At 69.6% G+C, this 14,324-nt stretch carries 14 protein-coding genes and 1 pseudogene; 8 read left to right on the top strand and 7 right to left on the bottom strand.

Annotation, left to right across the window (positions count from 1 at the left end; genetic code table 11):
- The first annotated feature begins 71 nt into the window (after window positions 1-71).
- Both ACZ7SW_RS12615 and ACZ7SW_RS12610 read left to right on the top strand, forming a co-directional pair.
- A complete protein-coding gene (locus tag ACZ7SW_RS12615) occupies window positions 72-422 on the top strand; it encodes a DUF485 domain-containing protein (RefSeq protein WP_452075613.1) in 351 nt (116 codons plus the stop codon).
- The gene (locus ACZ7SW_RS12610; RefSeq protein ID WP_470230527.1) at window positions 419-2,050 is read left to right on the top strand and encodes a solute symporter family protein; all 1,632 of its coding nucleotides are present in this window, start codon (window positions 419-421) and stop codon (window positions 2,048-2,050) included. Before ACZ7SW_RS12615 ends, ACZ7SW_RS12610 begins: the two co-directional genes overlap by 4 nt.
- Window positions 2,051-2,104: 54 nt before the next feature.
- Here ACZ7SW_RS12610 and ACZ7SW_RS12605 read toward each other — a convergent pair whose 3' ends face one another.
- From ACZ7SW_RS12605 to ACZ7SW_RS12595, 3 genes and pseudogenes are all read right to left on the bottom strand, one after another.
- On the bottom strand, window positions 2,105-2,845 hold the full coding sequence (locus ACZ7SW_RS12605; protein WP_470230526.1) for an isocitrate lyase/PEP mutase family protein: 741 nt from the start codon (window positions 2,843-2,845) through the stop codon (window positions 2,105-2,107).
- Window positions 2,842-3,300: pseudogene (locus tag ACZ7SW_RS12600) on the bottom strand (carboxymuconolactone decarboxylase family protein). Before ACZ7SW_RS12600 ends, ACZ7SW_RS12605 begins: the two are co-directional and overlap by 4 nt.
- A 368-nt stretch (window positions 3,301-3,668) precedes the next feature.
- The gene (locus ACZ7SW_RS12595) at window positions 3,669-4,409 is read right to left on the bottom strand and encodes a peptidylprolyl isomerase (RefSeq protein WP_470230525.1); all 741 of its coding nucleotides are present in this window, start codon (window positions 4,407-4,409) and stop codon (window positions 3,669-3,671) included.
- 117 nt (window positions 4,410-4,526) lie between these two features.
- Between ACZ7SW_RS12595 and ACZ7SW_RS12590 the strand changes: the two genes are divergently transcribed.
- Window positions 4,527-5,498, top strand: a complete 972-nt coding sequence (locus ACZ7SW_RS12590) for a trypsin-like serine peptidase (protein ID WP_470230524.1) — start codon at window positions 4,527-4,529, stop codon at window positions 5,496-5,498.
- Between the two features lie 42 nt (window positions 5,499-5,540).
- Here the strand turns inward: ACZ7SW_RS12590 and meaB are convergent, their stop codons facing one another.
- Both meaB and ACZ7SW_RS12580 read right to left on the bottom strand, forming a co-directional pair.
- Complete coding sequence (gene meaB, locus ACZ7SW_RS12585) at window positions 5,541-6,503, bottom strand: methylmalonyl Co-A mutase-associated GTPase MeaB (protein ID WP_470230523.1); 963 nt, start codon at window positions 6,501-6,503, stop codon at window positions 5,541-5,543.
- Between the two features lies 1 nt (window position 6,504).
- The gene (locus tag ACZ7SW_RS12580) at window positions 6,505-7,692 is read right to left on the bottom strand and encodes an acetyl-CoA C-acetyltransferase (protein WP_470230522.1); all 1,188 of its coding nucleotides are present in this window, start codon (window positions 7,690-7,692) and stop codon (window positions 6,505-6,507) included.
- A gap of 140 nt (window positions 7,693-7,832) precedes the next feature.
- On the opposite strand from ACZ7SW_RS12580, the gene mce reads away from it, so the two are divergent.
- Complete coding sequence (gene mce / locus ACZ7SW_RS12575) at window positions 7,833-8,297, top strand: methylmalonyl-CoA epimerase (protein WP_470230521.1); 465 nt, start codon at window positions 7,833-7,835, stop codon at window positions 8,295-8,297.
- Window positions 8,298-8,375: 78 nt separating this feature from the next.
- Here the strand turns inward: mce and ACZ7SW_RS12570 are convergent, their stop codons facing one another.
- Together ACZ7SW_RS12570 and ACZ7SW_RS12565 are read right to left on the bottom strand one after the other, a co-directional pair.
- Window positions 8,376-8,969, bottom strand: a complete 594-nt coding sequence (locus ACZ7SW_RS12570) for a TetR/AcrR family transcriptional regulator (RefSeq protein ID WP_470230520.1) — start codon at window positions 8,967-8,969, stop codon at window positions 8,376-8,378.
- 85 nt (window positions 8,970-9,054) lie between these two features.
- On the bottom strand, window positions 9,055-9,423 hold the full coding sequence (locus ACZ7SW_RS12565) for an SPW repeat domain-containing protein (protein WP_116206640.1): 369 nt from the start codon (window positions 9,421-9,423) through the stop codon (window positions 9,055-9,057).
- Between the two features lie 201 nt (window positions 9,424-9,624).
- Between ACZ7SW_RS12565 and ccrA the strand changes: the two genes are divergently transcribed.
- The 4 genes from ccrA (at window position 9,625) to ACZ7SW_RS12545 (ending at window position 14,007) form a co-directional block, all read left to right on the top strand.
- Complete coding sequence (gene ccrA / locus ACZ7SW_RS12560) at window positions 9,625-10,974, top strand: crotonyl-CoA carboxylase/reductase (protein ID WP_470230519.1); 1,350 nt, start codon at window positions 9,625-9,627, stop codon at window positions 10,972-10,974.
- 129 nt (window positions 10,975-11,103) lie between these two features.
- Window positions 11,104-12,381, top strand: coding sequence for a chromosome segregation protein (locus ACZ7SW_RS12555; RefSeq protein WP_470230946.1), 1,278 nt, complete (start codon window positions 11,104-11,106; stop codon window positions 12,379-12,381).
- Window positions 12,382-12,437: 56 nt separating this feature from the next.
- Window positions 12,438-12,887 (top strand): universal stress protein, encoded by a 450-nt coding sequence (locus tag ACZ7SW_RS12550; RefSeq protein WP_470230518.1) that lies wholly within the window; start codon window positions 12,438-12,440, stop codon window positions 12,885-12,887.
- Between the two features lie 4 nt (window positions 12,888-12,891).
- Window positions 12,892-14,007, top strand: coding sequence for an adenylate/guanylate cyclase domain-containing protein (locus ACZ7SW_RS12545; RefSeq protein ID WP_470230517.1), 1,116 nt, complete (start codon window positions 12,892-12,894; stop codon window positions 14,005-14,007).
- Window positions 14,008-14,324: the final 317 nt, after the last annotated feature.

The raw sequence follows: 14,324 nt of genomic DNA, 5'->3' as shown, positions 1-14,324 counted from the left end.
GGTTCCGCTGGCTCGGAGTCCTCCCTACTGTGTCGCGCACCACATCCGCAGCGTCGCACAAGGGAGATCCCATGAGCGCAGGCGACCCGTCCGGCGCGCCGCCGGACACGATCTGGGAGCAGGCGCACGACAGCGCCGAGTTCCGCGAACTCCGCGGCCGGCTGCGCCGGTTCGTGTTCCCGATGGCCGGACTGTTCCTCGCCTGGTACCTGCTCTACGTCCTGCTCGCCGACTACGCGCACGGCTTCATGAGCACGAAGATCGCCGGCAACTTCACCGTCGGGCTCCTCTTCGGGCTGCTGCAGTTCGTCTCCACGTTCCTGATCACGTGGCTGTATGTGCGCTACGCCAACAAGAAACTCGACCCGCTGGCCGAGCGGATCAAGGACGACATCGAGAACCCGGCGAAGGAGGGCGCGTGAGCACGCTCGCCGCGAGCGTCGAGGGCAGCAACCCGACGCTCAACATCACGATCTTCGCGCTGTTCGTGGTCATCACCCTGGTGATCGTGTTCCGCGCCAGCCGCAACACGAAGACCGCGTCCGACTACTACGCGGCCGGCCGCGCGTTCACCGGCCCGCAGAACGGCATCGCGATCTCCGGCGACTACCTGTCGGCGGCGTCGTTCCTCGGCATCGCCGGCGCCATCGCGGTGTACGGCTACGACGGGTTCCTGTACTCGATCGGCTTCTTGGTGGCGTGGCTGGTCGCGCTGCTGCTGGTGGCGGAACTGCTGCGCAACACCGGCAAGTTCACCATGGGCGACGTGCTGGCGTTCCGGATGAAACAGCGTCCGGTGCGCGCGGCGGCGGCGGTTTCGACGCTCGTGGTGTCGTTCTTCTACCTGCTGGCGCAGATGGCGGGCGCGGGCGGGCTGGTCGCGCTGCTGCTGGGCATCGAGGGCAAGGCCGCGCAGTCGCTGGTGATCGCGGTGGTCGGCGTGATCATGATCGCCTACGTCCTCATCGGCGGCATGAAGGGCACCACCTGGGTCCAGATCATCAAGGCGGCGCTGCTGATCATCGGCGCGCTGGCGATGACGCTGTGGGTGCTCGGCAAGTACGGCTTCAACTTCTCCGCGCTGCTGCAGGGCGCGGTCGACAAGGCGGGCCACGCAGGCGAGGCGCTGCTCGGGCCGGGCAAGCAGTACGGCGCCAACGGCACGACGAAGCTGGACTTCTTCTCCCTCGGCATCGCGCTGGTGCTGGGCACCGCGGGCCTGCCGCACGTGCTGATGCGCTTCTACACCGTGCCGACCGCGCGCGAGGCGCGGCGTTCGGTGGTGTGGGCGATCGTGCTGATCGGCGTGTTCTACCTGTTCACCCTGGTGCTCGGCTACGGCGCGGGCGCGCTGGTCGGACCGGACGCGATCAAGAAGGCTCCGGGCGGCGTGAACTCCGCGGCTCCGTTGCTCGCGCTGAACCTCGGCGGCCCGGTGCTGCTCGGGTTGATCTCGGCGATCGCGTTCGCCACGATCCTCGCCGTGGTCGCGGGATTGACGATCACCGCGTCCGCCTCGTTCGCCCACGACGTGTACGCGAACGTGTTGAAGAGGGGCAAGGCCAACACCGGTTCGGAGGTCCGGGTCGCCCGGATCACCGCGGTGGTGATCGGCGTCGTCGCGATTCTCGGCGGCATTCTGGCGAATGGGCAGAACGTCGCGTTCCTGGTGGCGCTGGCCTTCGCGGTGGCGGCTTCGGCGAACTTGCCGACGATTCTGTACTCGCTGTTCTGGAAACGGTTCAACACCCAGGGCGCGCTGTGGAGCATTTACGGCGGCCTGATCGTGACGATCGTGCTCATCGTGTTCTCGCCCGCCGTTTCCGGGAAACCGGTCGACCCGAAGACGGGCAAGAGCGCGTCGATGCTGCAGGGCGTCGACTTCCACTGGTTCCCGCTCGACAACCCGGGTCTGGTGTCCATCCCGATCGCGTTCTTCCTCGGCTGGCTCGGCACGATCCTGTCGAAGGAACACGACAAGGCGAAGTACGCCGAAATGGAAGTCCGGGCGCTGACCGGCGCCGGCGCGGAAAAGGCCGTGCAGCACTGAGTTTTTCCCGCTGAAACCGCTGGGTGCCGCTTCGCCGCGGCACCCAGCGGTTTTTTAGTACGGCAGCTTCCCCCGCGCGATCCCGCCGAGCGTGCTTTCCAGCACGCCGCGCAGATACCGCCACAACCCGGCCCCCAGGGAAATCCGGGCTACCCCCAGTTCGGCAAGCCCGGCCAGACCCGGACCACCGGGAAGCGCCGAAGCGTTGACCGGACCGCCCACCTGACGGACGAATTCGGCCAGCACTTCCGGCGAACGCACGAGAATCGGGTACACACAATCGGCGCCGGCTTCGAGATACGCGCGCCCGCGAGCGACGGCGTCGTCGAGCACCGCCTGCTCGTCCGGTGTCCCGAGGAACGAATCCACCCGCGCGTTGACGACCAGCCCGTCCCCAGCCGCGCGACGCAATTCGGCGAGCCGCTCCGCTTGTTCCGCCGCCGGTCGCTGACTGCCTTTGCGGTGGTCGGTGTCCTCGATGTTGCAGCCGACCGCGCCGATTTCTTTCAACCGGGCAGCGAGATCCGCTGCGGCCAAGCCATATCCAGCCTCGGCGTCCACGGTCACCGGCACCGACACCGCGTCCACGATCCGTTTCGCCGCCGCGAGCATCTCGTCCGCGGACCCGCCTTCGTGGTCCGCTTGCCCGAGCGCCGCCGCGACCGCCGCGGAACTCGTTGCCACCACCGGGAATCCGGCCGCTTCCACCGCCTGCGCGGTATCCGCGTCCCAGGCGTTCGGCAGGATCAGCGGCTTCCCCGGGACGTGCAGCGCCCGCAGCTTCCCAGCGGTCATTCCGCACGCTCCGGCAACGCGGAGTGGCTCGCGACCATGAGCCGGTTCCAGGTATTGATGGCGACGACGCACCACGCCAGCGCGCGTTACTGGTCCTCGGTGAACACGCGGACCGCCTCGGCGTAGACGTCTTCGGGGACGTCCTTGTGGTCCGAGATCAGGGTCATCGCCTCGGTGTACGCGAGCGCGGCGCGTTCCTGCTCGGAGAACAGCTCGGTCTCGCGCCACCCCTCGAGCACGTAAAGCCGCCGCGGCGATTCCCCGGCCGCGACAGCCTCCGCGGCGTGCATGTCGAGACAGAAGGCACAGCCGTTGAGCTGCGACGCGCGCATCTTGACCAGCTCGATGAGCTTCTCGTCGAGCCCGGCGTTCGCGCTGGCCTTCTTCACCTCGCCCTGCAGGTGGGACATCGCCTGATACAACCCGCCAGTGGCGAGCGCGATTCGCTTCGTCATGCCAGCCACGGTAATCGGGATTGGCCTAGCGGGGTGGTCCAGTTCGGGCTGGATGACGTGGGCCAGTCAGGCGCGCGGCTGAGCGTTGCGGAGCCGGATTCCGCTGAATTCCGCCGTGGAGCCGCAGGAGGAAGCCGACCGGTTCCGCCGGGCCCAGAGGTCCGACCGTTCGATGGCGATGCGGGCGCTCGGGACGGACTCGTCGAACGGCCGCAACTGGCCGAGAGAAGGCTGCAGGCGAATACCTCCACCGTCCGGTGCGCCTCCAGCCAGCGGTATTCGACGGCATGGACCCGGTCTCCGGCGCCGAGGATCCATTCCCGGTCGGCGTCCGCGCATGCCTCCGTTCTACCCGGCCAGGCGCGACCTCAACGACCGCAGAACAAGCACAGCGGCAGGACCAGCTCAAGATCCGTCTTCCGCACCGGTTTCCCGTCCACCGGCGTCTTCCCCGGCGGCGTGTCCGCGTCCGGCTGGATCCCGCCCGCCGCGACGCGGTCCAGCGTGCGCAGTCCGGCCGAGCCGACCGTGCCGAAGACCGTGTAGTTCGGCAGCAGGCTGGAATCGCCGTACACCACGAAGAACTGCGAGCCGTTCGTGGCCGGTCCGGCGTTCGCCATGGCCAGCAGGCCGCGCGCGTACGTCCGGCGCTTGCCGGTGGGGTCGGACGGGGCGGGCGGGAGCGTCGTCGGGAGTTCGTCGCGGAACTTGTAGCCCGGGCCGCCCTCGCCGGTGCCGGACGGGTCGCCGCACTGCAGGACCTTCAGCGTCGGGTACGCGGTGAGCCGATGGCAGGTCGTCTGGTTGTAGAAGCCGTTGGCCGCCAAGTGCAGGAAGCTCTGCACGGTGCACGGCGCCTGCGCGCGGTTGAGCCGCAGCGGGAGCAGGCCCTGGTTGGAGAAGACGGCGACGTCGACGCTGCCGTGGTCCGGCGTGTGCTTCGGGTCGCGCGGCAGCGAGACCGGGCGCACCGCGGGGTCGTCCGGAGTCGAGGTGTACTGGCACGGCCCCGACGTGACCTTTGGCGGTGCCGAATCCGCCGCTGAAGCCGGTGCGGCCACGGCGACCAGCGACAACGCGGTCAGCACGGACACGAGCAGTCTTTTCATTCCGGTTCCCTCCCAGTGCACGGAGGATCGCAGTATAGGGACGGGAAACTGCCCGCGCTTCCGGCGAAAGTCGCATCCTGACCGGTTCCTGACACCCGCCTCCTACCGTGCGGTTTCATGATCACTCCCCTCATCGCCGGACTGGTCGCCGGACTGCTGGCCGTCCCCGCCGGCCCGGTGCAGCAACCGCTCGCGTCCTCCGCCGCCGAACAGCAGGCGGTGTTCGCCTACTGGACCCCGCAACGGCTGGCCGCGTTGACCGAGCCGTCGTCGCAGAATCCGCCGAAGAGCGGCCCGGACGGAGCGCCGTGGCCCGACCCGCTCCCGAAGACGGTCGGCCGGCTCTTCTACACCGACCACGGCGAGGACGCGAGCTGCACGGCAACCGTCGTCCGCAGCAAGAACCGCAGCACGATCGTCACCGCCGGGCATTGCGTCAACAACACCGACCTGATCGGCGAGCACAACGCCTGGAACGCGCACGTCATGTTCGTCCCCGGCTACCACGACGGCCAAGCGCCGTATGGAAAGTTCGCTGCCCGGCTCGGCGTCGCCGACCGCACCTGGCTCGCGAACGACCAGCAGAACGCGCGGAAATTCGACACCTACGACCAAGCCTTCGCGGTCCTCGGCCCGAACGAATCAGGACAACTGGCGCAGGACGCGGTCGGCGGCGCGCAGCAGATCGGGTTCGACCGGCCGGGCGGCGCGAAGGTGACGCAGTTCGGTTATCCGCGGGCAGCGTCCGATCCGGCTCGCGAGGGGCTTCCGGAGTACACCGGGGCGAGGCTGGCGTATTGCACTGGCACCGCTCGGCAGTGGACCGGCACGCCGACTTATCCGGACTCTCCCGATCAGTGGGGCACGGCGTGCGTCATGGGCGGCGGTTCGAGCGGCGGCCCCCGGTTGCGGGACTTCAACCCGGCGACCGGCCTAGGTACTGTCGTCGGCGACAACACGCACGCGGGATTCTTTGCCGCTAACGGGAAACCGTGCGAACGTGATGCTGGCTGCACGCGTTACTTGGTGGGGCCGCAGTTCAGCAGCAGGGTGACGAAGCCGCTTTACGAGGCCGCGCAAAGGTCGTGAGTGTTTCTCCCGGTTAGCACCGGGATCGTCGCTCACGAGCCGCTAGCCCTTCAGCTCCGCAATCAACCGGTCCGCCGCCGCGAACGGGTCCAGTTCCCGGGCCACCACTCGCGCCGCCAACTCGCCCAGCCGATCGCCGTGCCGGAGATCCGCCAGCTCCGCGTGCAACCTCCGCAAGGCGATCGCGGCGACTTCCTCCCGCGCACGAGCGGCGCGGCGGCGGTCCAATTCCCCATGTGCGACAAGCCATTCATGGTGCGTGCGCAACGCAGACACCACCTCGCCGACGCCCTCGCCCTTCGCCGCCACCGTGCGCACGATCGGCTGCCGCCAGCTCGGCCCGCGCAATTCGCGGCGGGCCAAGGTGATCATCTGCTTGAGGTCGTGCACCGTGGCGTCGGCGCCGTCGCGGTCGGCTTTGTTGACCACGAACACGTCCGCGATCTCCAAGACACCAGCTTTCGCCGCCTGGATGCCGTCGCCCATCCCCGGGGCCAGCAGCACCACCGTGGTGTCAGCGAGTTTCACAACGTCCACTTCGGACTGTCCAACCCCGACAGTCTCGATCAGCACCACGTCGAACCCGGCGGCGTCCAGCACCCGCACCGCCTGCGGGGTCGCCCAGGACAACCCGCCGAGGTGTCCCCGGGTGGCCATCGAGCGGATGAAAACGCCGGGATCGGTGGCGTGCTCGGTCATCCGGATCCGGTCGCCGAGCAGCGCGCCGCCGGAGAACGGCGACGACGGGTCGATCGCCAGCACCCCGACCCGCAAACCCTCGCCGCGCAAGCCGGTGAGCAGCGCGGACGTCGACGTCGACTTGCCGACCCCGGGCGGGCCGGTGAGCCCGACGACGCGGGCACGGCCGGTGTGGGGCGTCAAAGCGCGGGCGATGTCCGCCACGCGCGGCGAGGAATCCTCGACAAGCGAAATGAGCCGGGCGACCGCGCGCGGTTGTCCTTCCCGCGCGCGGCCGACCAGCTCGTCGAGGTCCGGGCCGGCCAACTTACGCCGACGGAACGCGGATCAGCAGCGCGTCGCCCTGGCCGCCGCCACCGCACAGCGCGGCCGCGCCGAGACCGCCGCCGCGACGGCGCAGCTCGTGCACCAGGTGCACGGCCAGCCGCGCACCGGAGGCGCCGATCGGGTGGCCGAGCGCGATCGCGCCGCCGTTGACGTTCACCTTCGACTCGTCAAGGCCGAGCTTCTCGCTCGACACCAGGCCGACCGCGGCGAACGCCTCGTTGATCTCCACCAGGTCCAGGTCGGACACGTCCAGCTTCGCCTTCTTCAGCGCGGCCAGGATCGCGTTCGACGGCTGCTCGTGCAGGCTCGCGTCCGGACCGGCGACGACCCCGTGCGCGCCGATCTCGGCCAGCGGCGTGATGCCCAGCTCGGCCGCCTTCTCCGGGCTGGCCACGATCACCGCGGCCGCGCCGTCGGAAATCTGCGACGCCGAACCGGCGGTGATGGTGCCGTCCGGGGCGAACGCCGGACGCAGCTTCGCGAGGCTGTCGCCGGTGGTGTCCGCGCGCACGCCCTCGTCGGTGGAGAACACGACCGGGTCGCCCTTGCGCTGCGGGATCGACACCGGCGCGATCTCCTCGCGGAAGAACCCGGCCTCGATCGCCGCCGCGGCGCGCTGGTGCGAACGCGCGGAGAAGGCGTCCTGCTGCTCGCGGGTGACGCTGTAGCGGGCGTTGTGCTTCTCCGTCGAAACGCCCATCGCGACCTGGTCGAACGCGCAGAACAGGCCGTCGTGGGCCATGTGGTCGACCAGCGCGGTGTCGCCGTATTTGAAGCCCGCGCGGGACTTCGGCAGCAGGTGCGGCGCCTGCGTCATCGACTCCTGGCCGCCCGCGACGACGAGGTCGAACTCGCCCGCGCGGATCAGCTGGTCGGCGAGCGCGATCGCGTCGAGGCCGGAAAGGCAGACCTTGTTGATGGTCAGCGCCGGAACGTCCATCGGGATGCCCGCGGCGACCGCGGCCTGGCGCGCCGGGATCTGGCCCGCGCCCGCCGTGAGCACCTGGCCCATGATCGTGTACTGGACCTGGTCCGGGGAGACGCCGGCGCGTTCGAGCGCGGCCTTGATCGCGATCCCGCCCAGCTGGGCTCCCGAGAAGTCCTTCAACGAGCCGAGCAGTCGCCCGATCGGGGTACGGGCAGCGCCCAGGATCACGGAACCGGACACGTCGTCCTCCAAAGCATCGGTGCACTGGCAGTGTTCCCACGATACGGCCTGCGCGGGGTTCGCGGCGCGTCTTGATGGAGCCAGTGTGAGGGGGCGCACGCAGGGTTCCGCGAGGCCCGGCGGGGCTTATCCTCCCCGGTATGGACACCGAGCCCAGCGCATCCGTGCTCAAGCCCTTCGTGACCGCGATCGACCACGTCGGCATCGCCGTGCCCGACCTCGACGCGGCCATCGCGTTCCACCGCGACCACTTCGGCCTGGAGGTCGCGCACGAGGAGGTGAACGACGAGCAGGGCGTGCGCGAGGCGATGCTGCGCGCCCCGGGTACCGCGGGCACCGAGACGATGATCCAGCTGCTCGCCCCGTCCCGGGACGATTCGACGATCGCGAAGTTCATCGGCCGCAACGGGCCGGGCCTGCAACAGCTCGCGCTGCGAGTGTCCGATGTGGACGCCGCGGCGGCGGCACTGCGCGCGCGGGGGCTGCGGTTGCTTTACGACGCGGCCAAGCGCGGGACGTCGAACAGCCGGGTCAACTTCGTGCACCCGAAGGACGCGGGCGGGGTTTTGGTCGAACTGGTGGAGCCCGCCGCCTCCGCACACTGACCGCCAACTGCGGAGGTCCGTGAAGGGGCCCTTCACGGACAACTGCGGAAGCAGGGTCGCGAGTAGCGATTCCGGTTCTCACACCGCCGAAGCGGGCGGCTTGCCCTTCGGCACCCGGGCCGAAAGCGCGTTCGCCACGAACGTCAGCTCCCCGTCGAACTCCGCCGGGCGGTCGTCCCCGGTGTGCCGGGCCGTCGCGTGCCGGTGGGTGACCGCGCGCGCCAGGAGCCCGGACGCGTTGTCGATGTCCGCCCCGGCGAGCCGTCCGCCGGTCGAGGCCACGATCACCGACCGCATCAGCCGGACCAGTTGCTGGAATCGTTCGGACAGCGCGTCGCGGACCACGTGGTGGGTGTCGGCCTCGCGCCACAACAGGTGCGACAGCCCGAGCGAACCGGTGAACCGGCGGTCGAGTTCGCCGACCAGCCTGCGCAGGGAACCCGCCAGGTCGCCGGGAACGACGACCGCGGCGGGTTCGATGCGTTCGTCCGGCAGCCGGTCGACCAGCGCGGCCAGCAGGTCGGACTTGCGGCGGAAGTAATAGTGGACCAGGCCCTTCGGGACCCCGGCGCGCTCTGCGATGCGGGACGTCGGGGTCGCCTCGAAGCCGGACTCGGCGAACAGCTCCTCCGCCGCGCACAGGATCCGTTCCTTCGCCGAGTCGTCGGTCATCTCCGCCTTCCTCCCCTCCGCCACCCTCAACGGAGTGGCTTCGCCACGCTTGCCTCAATCCGCTAGCCGGAGCTTCGTCGCCCCGTCAGTGCTGGCCCGCCATCCGGTGGGCGGCGTTGGCCTCCGGCATCGCGGCCGCGCCGGCGATGATCGTCAGCGCACCGCCGACCCAGGACGTCCACGACGCCCCGTTGAATTCCGTATACCCCATCACCCACGGCGCGATGAACAGCAACGCGCCGAGGACGATCTGCACGCCCTCGCCGTAAACCATGCTCGGCGTCGCGAGCGACACCAGGCCGTCGATCGCGATCAGCGCACCGAGGACCACCATCGTCCACACCATCGTGGTGTTCGTGCTCAGCCAAAGGGGTGAAAGAGCGGCGACAACACCAATCACGACCTCGGCCCAGTCGTAGGGCCGCGTCCAGGCGCGCGTCGAGACTTCACTCATTCGTGCTCACCTCCGCCGGAAAAGAGCCGTTCAGGGAGATTCCCCACTGCCGACTATGCTCCTTGACTGGCCAGCCGGTCAAGATTCGTGCGTCACACTTCGACTCGTGTACGGGGTCTGTGTCTCGTACAGTGGGGCCCCCGGTTACCGACGAGTAATTTCGTCCTGTCGCGCGCCGCGACCGACCCCTGGAGGTTCCCGATGTCGCACCTCGACGAGATCCAGCAGGCGATCCTGAACGGCCGCCTCGACGCGATCGCCGAGCTGCCCGTTCCCGAGAGCTACCGGGGCGTCACCGTGCACGCGGACGAGGTCGACATGTTCGAGGGCCTCGAGAGCCGGGACAAGGACCCGCGCCGCTCGCTGCACGTCGACGACGTCCCGACGCCCGAGCTCGGCCCGGGCGAGGCGCTGGTCGCGGTGATGGCCAGCGCGATCAACTACAACACCGTCTGGACGTCGATCTTCGAGCCGATCCCGACGTTCAAGTTCCTCCGCAAGTACGGGAAGCTCTCGCCGCTGGCCAAGCGGCACGACCTGCCGTACCACGTGGTCGGCTCCGATCTGTCCGGCGTCGTGCTGCGCACCGGAGCCGGCGTGCACAACTGGAAGCCCGGCGACGAGGTCGTCGCGCACTGCCTGAACGTCGAACTGGAAAGCCCGGACGGCCACAACGACACGATGCTCGACACCGAGCAGCGGATCTGGGGCTTCGAGACGAACTTCGGCGGGCTCGCCGAGATCGCGCTGGTCAAGGCGAACCAGCTGATGCCGAAGCCGGCGCACCTGACCTGGGAGGAATCCGCCTCCCCCGGCCTGGTGAACTCGACCGCGTACCGGCAGTTGGTGTCGCGCAACGGCGCGGACATGAAGCAGGGCGACGTCGTGCTGATCTGGGGCGCGTCGGGCGGGCTCGGCTCGTACGCGACGCAGTACGCGCTCAACGGCGGCGCGATCCCAGTGTGCGTCGTGTCCAGCCCCGAAAAAGCCGAGATCTGCCGGAAGCTCGGCGCGGAGCTGATCATCGACCGCAGCAAGAACACAGGCGAGGGCTTCATTTTTTGGAAGAACGAGAACGAGCAGGACCCGAAGGAATGGCAGCGCTTCGGCGCGAAGATCCGCGAGCTGACCGGCGGCGAGGACCCGGACATCGTGTTCGAGCACCCGGGCCGCGAGACCTTCGGCGCGTCCGTCTACGCCGCGCGCAAGGGCGGCACCATCGTCACCTGTGCGTCGACCTCGGGCTACATGCACCAGTACGACAACCGGTACCTGTGGATGAACCTCAAGCGGATCATCGGCTCGCACTTCGCGAACTACCGCGAATCGTGGGAGGCCAACCGGCTGATCTCGAAGGGCCTCATCCACCCGACACTGTCGAAGACGTACTCGCTCGAAGAGACCGGCCAGGCCGCCCTTGACGTGCACCGCAACGCCCACCAGGGCAAGGTCGGCGTGCTCGCCCTCGCCCCGGAAGAAGGGCTCGGCGTGCGTGACGAGGAGCTGCGCGCGAAGCACCTCGACGGGATCAACGCGTTCCGCGGCGCGTGAGGGCAGACCACCTGCCTCTTCGGTCCGGCCGCTCGCCGCACGAGCGGCCGGACCCCGTGGGTGCTCACCCGTCCGTGACCGCGGAGCGACTACGGTGGTGGCATGAGTCTTGGCGATGAACGCGAACTCGTGCCGCTGGGAGCCGGCTTCGACGTAGCGAAGCGGGGGTACAGCCGGGCGCAGGTCGACGAGCACCTCGAACGGCTTGACGGCGACCTGAAGATGCTCACCGCCGACCGCGACGCCGCCATCGCCCAGTCCGGCGATCTGGCCCGGCAGCTGGAAGTCGCGCGCGGCGAGATCGCCGATCTCCGCGGTCAGGTAGACCGGCTCGCGCAGCCGCCGACGAGCGTCGAGGGCCTGTCCGAGCGCCTCCAGCGGATGCTGCGGCTGGCGCAGGACGAGGCCGCCGACACGCGGGCCCGCGCCGAGGCCGAGGCCGGCCACATCCGGGCCAAGGCGGAGACCGACGCCAGCGCCATGCGCGCCCGGTACGAGCAGCTGCTCACCGAGCTCGACCTGCGGCGCAAGGAGATGGAAGCCGAGCACCGCAAGGTGCTCGAGGACGCGCGCGCCGAGGGCAAGCGGATCACCGACGAGGCCGAGGCCGAGCGCAAGAAGCTCGACGCGGAGTCCGAGGCCCGCCGCACCCAGGTCGAGGAAGACTTCGAGATCGCCATGGCCACCCGCCGCGCCGAGGCGATGCGCGTGCTGGCCGAGCAGGAGGCGGCCAGCAAGGCCGAGGCAGAGCGCCGGGTCCGCGAGGCCGCCGAGGACGCGGCCGCGATCCGGGCGAAGGTGCTGGAAGAGGAGACGGCCGCGAAGGCCGACATCGACCGTCGCCAGCGCGAATCGGTCGCCGACGCGAACAAGCGCCGCCAGGACTCGATCACCGAGGCCAACGCCCGGCTCGCGGAAGCGGCCGACGAGGCCCGCCGCCGCGTCCGCACCGCCACCGACGAGTCCAACCGCCGGATCACCCAGGCCAACGAGCGGGTCGAGGCCCTGCGCACGGTCCGGGCGAGCCTGGCCGAGCAGGTCCGGTCGGCGCGCACCGTGCTGGCCGAGGCGCAACACGTGCTCGGCGAGACCGACGGGGCCGTTCCCGCGGACATCAAGGCAGCGGTCGACGAGGCCAACGGCTCCGGGCCGAAGTCCGGCCCGAACGGCTCGCCTGCCGGTGCCGCCGCATCGGGCGCCCCCGGCAACGCGGCAGGTGCGCAGGGCGGCAAGCCCAGCACTCCGGCCGCGCAGAACTCCGCTGGTCAGAGCGGCAAGAACGCCCCCGCGAACAGCGGAAAGCCCGCAGTGAACCGCGACGTCGAGCAGACCGTCCGGCTGCGCACGTCCGACGTGCCCAAGCCGCAGCCGCAACCGCGCCCGGCGGGAAAACCGACTGGCGAGTAACCTTCCCCCGCGAAGGGGCCGCGCCGCCCCGCTGACCGATCGCCGGGAGGTTGTGGATGGCTGTCTATCGGACTGTGGTGGTGGGCACGGACGGGTCCGACTCGTCCTTCGCCGCGGTGGACAAGGCCGCCGGGGTGGCTGCCGACGCGGGGGCGACGCTCGTCGTCGTCTGCGCGTACCACCCGGCCAGCCGCCAAGACGTGGAACGCGCGCAGGACGAGCTGGGCGACGAGGCCTACCAGGTGGTCGGGTCCGCGCCCGCGGAGGACACGCTGCAGTCCGCGCGGGACCGTGCGGCGAAGGCCGGTGCCGCGAACATCGAAACGGTCGCGCTGGAGGGCCAGCCGGTCGACATGCTGCGGAAGATCGTGAAGGACCGCAAGGCCGACCTGCTGGTCGTCGGCAACCGGGGCCTGAACACCCTCACCGGACGGATCCTGGGCTCGGTGCCGTCGGAGGTGGCCCGGAAGTCGGGCGTCGACGTGCTGATCGTGCACACCACCTGAGGCCGTGGTCGATTCTCCCCGGGACCTGCAGCAGCGGCTGGAACGCGCCCTGCTCGGCGGGCCCCGCCGCTACACCCGGCTCGAAGTCGCGAAACGGGCCGGCGTGCCCGAAGAACGCTCGCGCCGGCTGTGGCGGGCGCTGGGTTTCGCCACCGTCGAAGACGACGAGATGGTGTTCACCGACGCGGACGTCGAAGCCATGCGCATCGCCGACGGTTTGGTGAGTTCCGGACTAGTCGCGCCCGGCATGGAAGTCGCCGTGACCCGTGCCCTCGGCCAGCATCTTTCCCGGCTGGCCGAGTGGCAGGTCCACATGTTGTGGGAACTGATCACCGAGAATCCGGAACTGGCCCGCAGCGACCGCCAAGTGACCCGCCTGGTCGAACGCCTGCTCCCCGAACTGGAGCAAGTACAGAACTACGTCTGGCGCCGCCACCTGGCCGCGTTCGCTGGCCGCGCCTTCGCCAGCCCCGACGAGGACCTCGAGACGCGCGCCCTGGTCGTCGGCTTCGTGGACATGGTCGGCTACACCCGCTTCACGAGAGAAGCCGACGAGGAAGAACTAACCCAGGTCCTGGACGGCTTCGAATCCCTAGCCACCGAAGTCATCGCCGAACACCACGGCCGGGTAGTGAAAATGATCGGCGACGAGGTCCTCTTCGTCACCGATTCCCCCGCCGACGGCGCGGAAATCGCCCTGACGCTAGCCGAACGCACCGGCGAGGACGGCGGTCTGCCCGCAGTCCGAGCCGGTATGGCATCGGGCCGGGTGTTGTCCCGCTTCGGCGACGTCTACGGCTCCGTCGTGAACCTCGCCGCCCGACTCACCTCAGCCGCCCGCCCCGGGACGGTGCTGGTAGATCGGGAACTGGCCGGGGAACTGGAGTCGCTGCCGGAGTTCGACCTCCGCACCCGCCGCCCCATCGCAGTACGCGGCTACAACCGGCTCCGCCCGTCAGCGTTGCGCAGGGCGAAGGACAAACCCACCGGCCGCTTCGCGTCGTCACAGGAACTGGCCGCGGAGATGCTCGGCTTAGGTGACTCCACTCCGCCCGAAACCCCGGAACCAGACGACTTCCCCACTCCCCCCACGCCACGGAAACGCCGCCGACGCCGCTGAATGTCCGTGAGGGGAACCTTCACAGACGCTGATTCCCTCAGGGTTCCCCTCACGCCCCGCCGCCGTCCGTGCGGGGCCCCTTCACGGCCCGCTCGCCCACCACCCTGCCGCGATGCGCCCCAATGCCACATTGGGGCGCTAGCCCCACACCCACTCGCCAACCGCAGCCGACGCACCCAACCCACCAACGCACCCACACCACCCCCCGCACCCCGATACGAAGCCAAAAACACGGCGCGGAGGTGCTTGTCAAGGCATCTTTCCCCCCCTTCCCCAGAACCCCCCACCCTCATTCCACCCCCATTCTGGGTTTCCCC

Source organism: Amycolatopsis sp. NPDC114484 (assembly GCF_055633755.1).
Note: the sequence above shows the minus strand (reverse complement) of the source record. Positions and strands in the feature narration are given on the sequence as shown.

Excerpts from the sequence above, each read along its gene's own strand:
- ACZ7SW_RS12615 (WP_452075613.1), top strand. The coding sequence starts at position 72 with ATGAGCGCAGGCGACCCGTCCGGCGCGCCGCCGGACACGATCTGGGAG.
- ACZ7SW_RS12605 (WP_470230526.1), bottom strand. The coding sequence starts at position 2,845 with ATGACCGCTGGGAAGCTGCGGGCGCTGCACGTCCCGGGGAAGCCGCTG.
- ACZ7SW_RS12595 (WP_470230525.1), bottom strand. The coding sequence starts at position 4,409 with ATGAAAAGACTGCTCGTGTCCGTGCTGACCGCGTTGTCGCTGGTCGCC.
- ACZ7SW_RS12590 (WP_470230524.1), top strand. The coding sequence starts at position 4,527 with ATGATCACTCCCCTCATCGCCGGACTGGTCGCCGGACTGCTGGCCGTC.
- mce (WP_470230521.1), top strand. The coding sequence starts at position 7,833 with ATGGACACCGAGCCCAGCGCATCCGTGCTCAAGCCCTTCGTGACCGCG.
- ACZ7SW_RS12570 (WP_470230520.1), bottom strand. The coding sequence starts at position 8,969 with ATGACCGACGACTCGGCGAAGGAACGGATCCTGTGCGCGGCGGAGGAG.
- ACZ7SW_RS12565 (WP_116206640.1), bottom strand. The coding sequence starts at position 9,423 with ATGAGTGAAGTCTCGACGCGCGCCTGGACGCGGCCCTACGACTGGGCC.
- ccrA (WP_470230519.1), top strand. The coding sequence starts at position 9,625 with ATGTCGCACCTCGACGAGATCCAGCAGGCGATCCTGAACGGCCGCCTC.
- ACZ7SW_RS12550 (WP_470230518.1), top strand. The coding sequence starts at position 12,438 with ATGGCTGTCTATCGGACTGTGGTGGTGGGCACGGACGGGTCCGACTCG.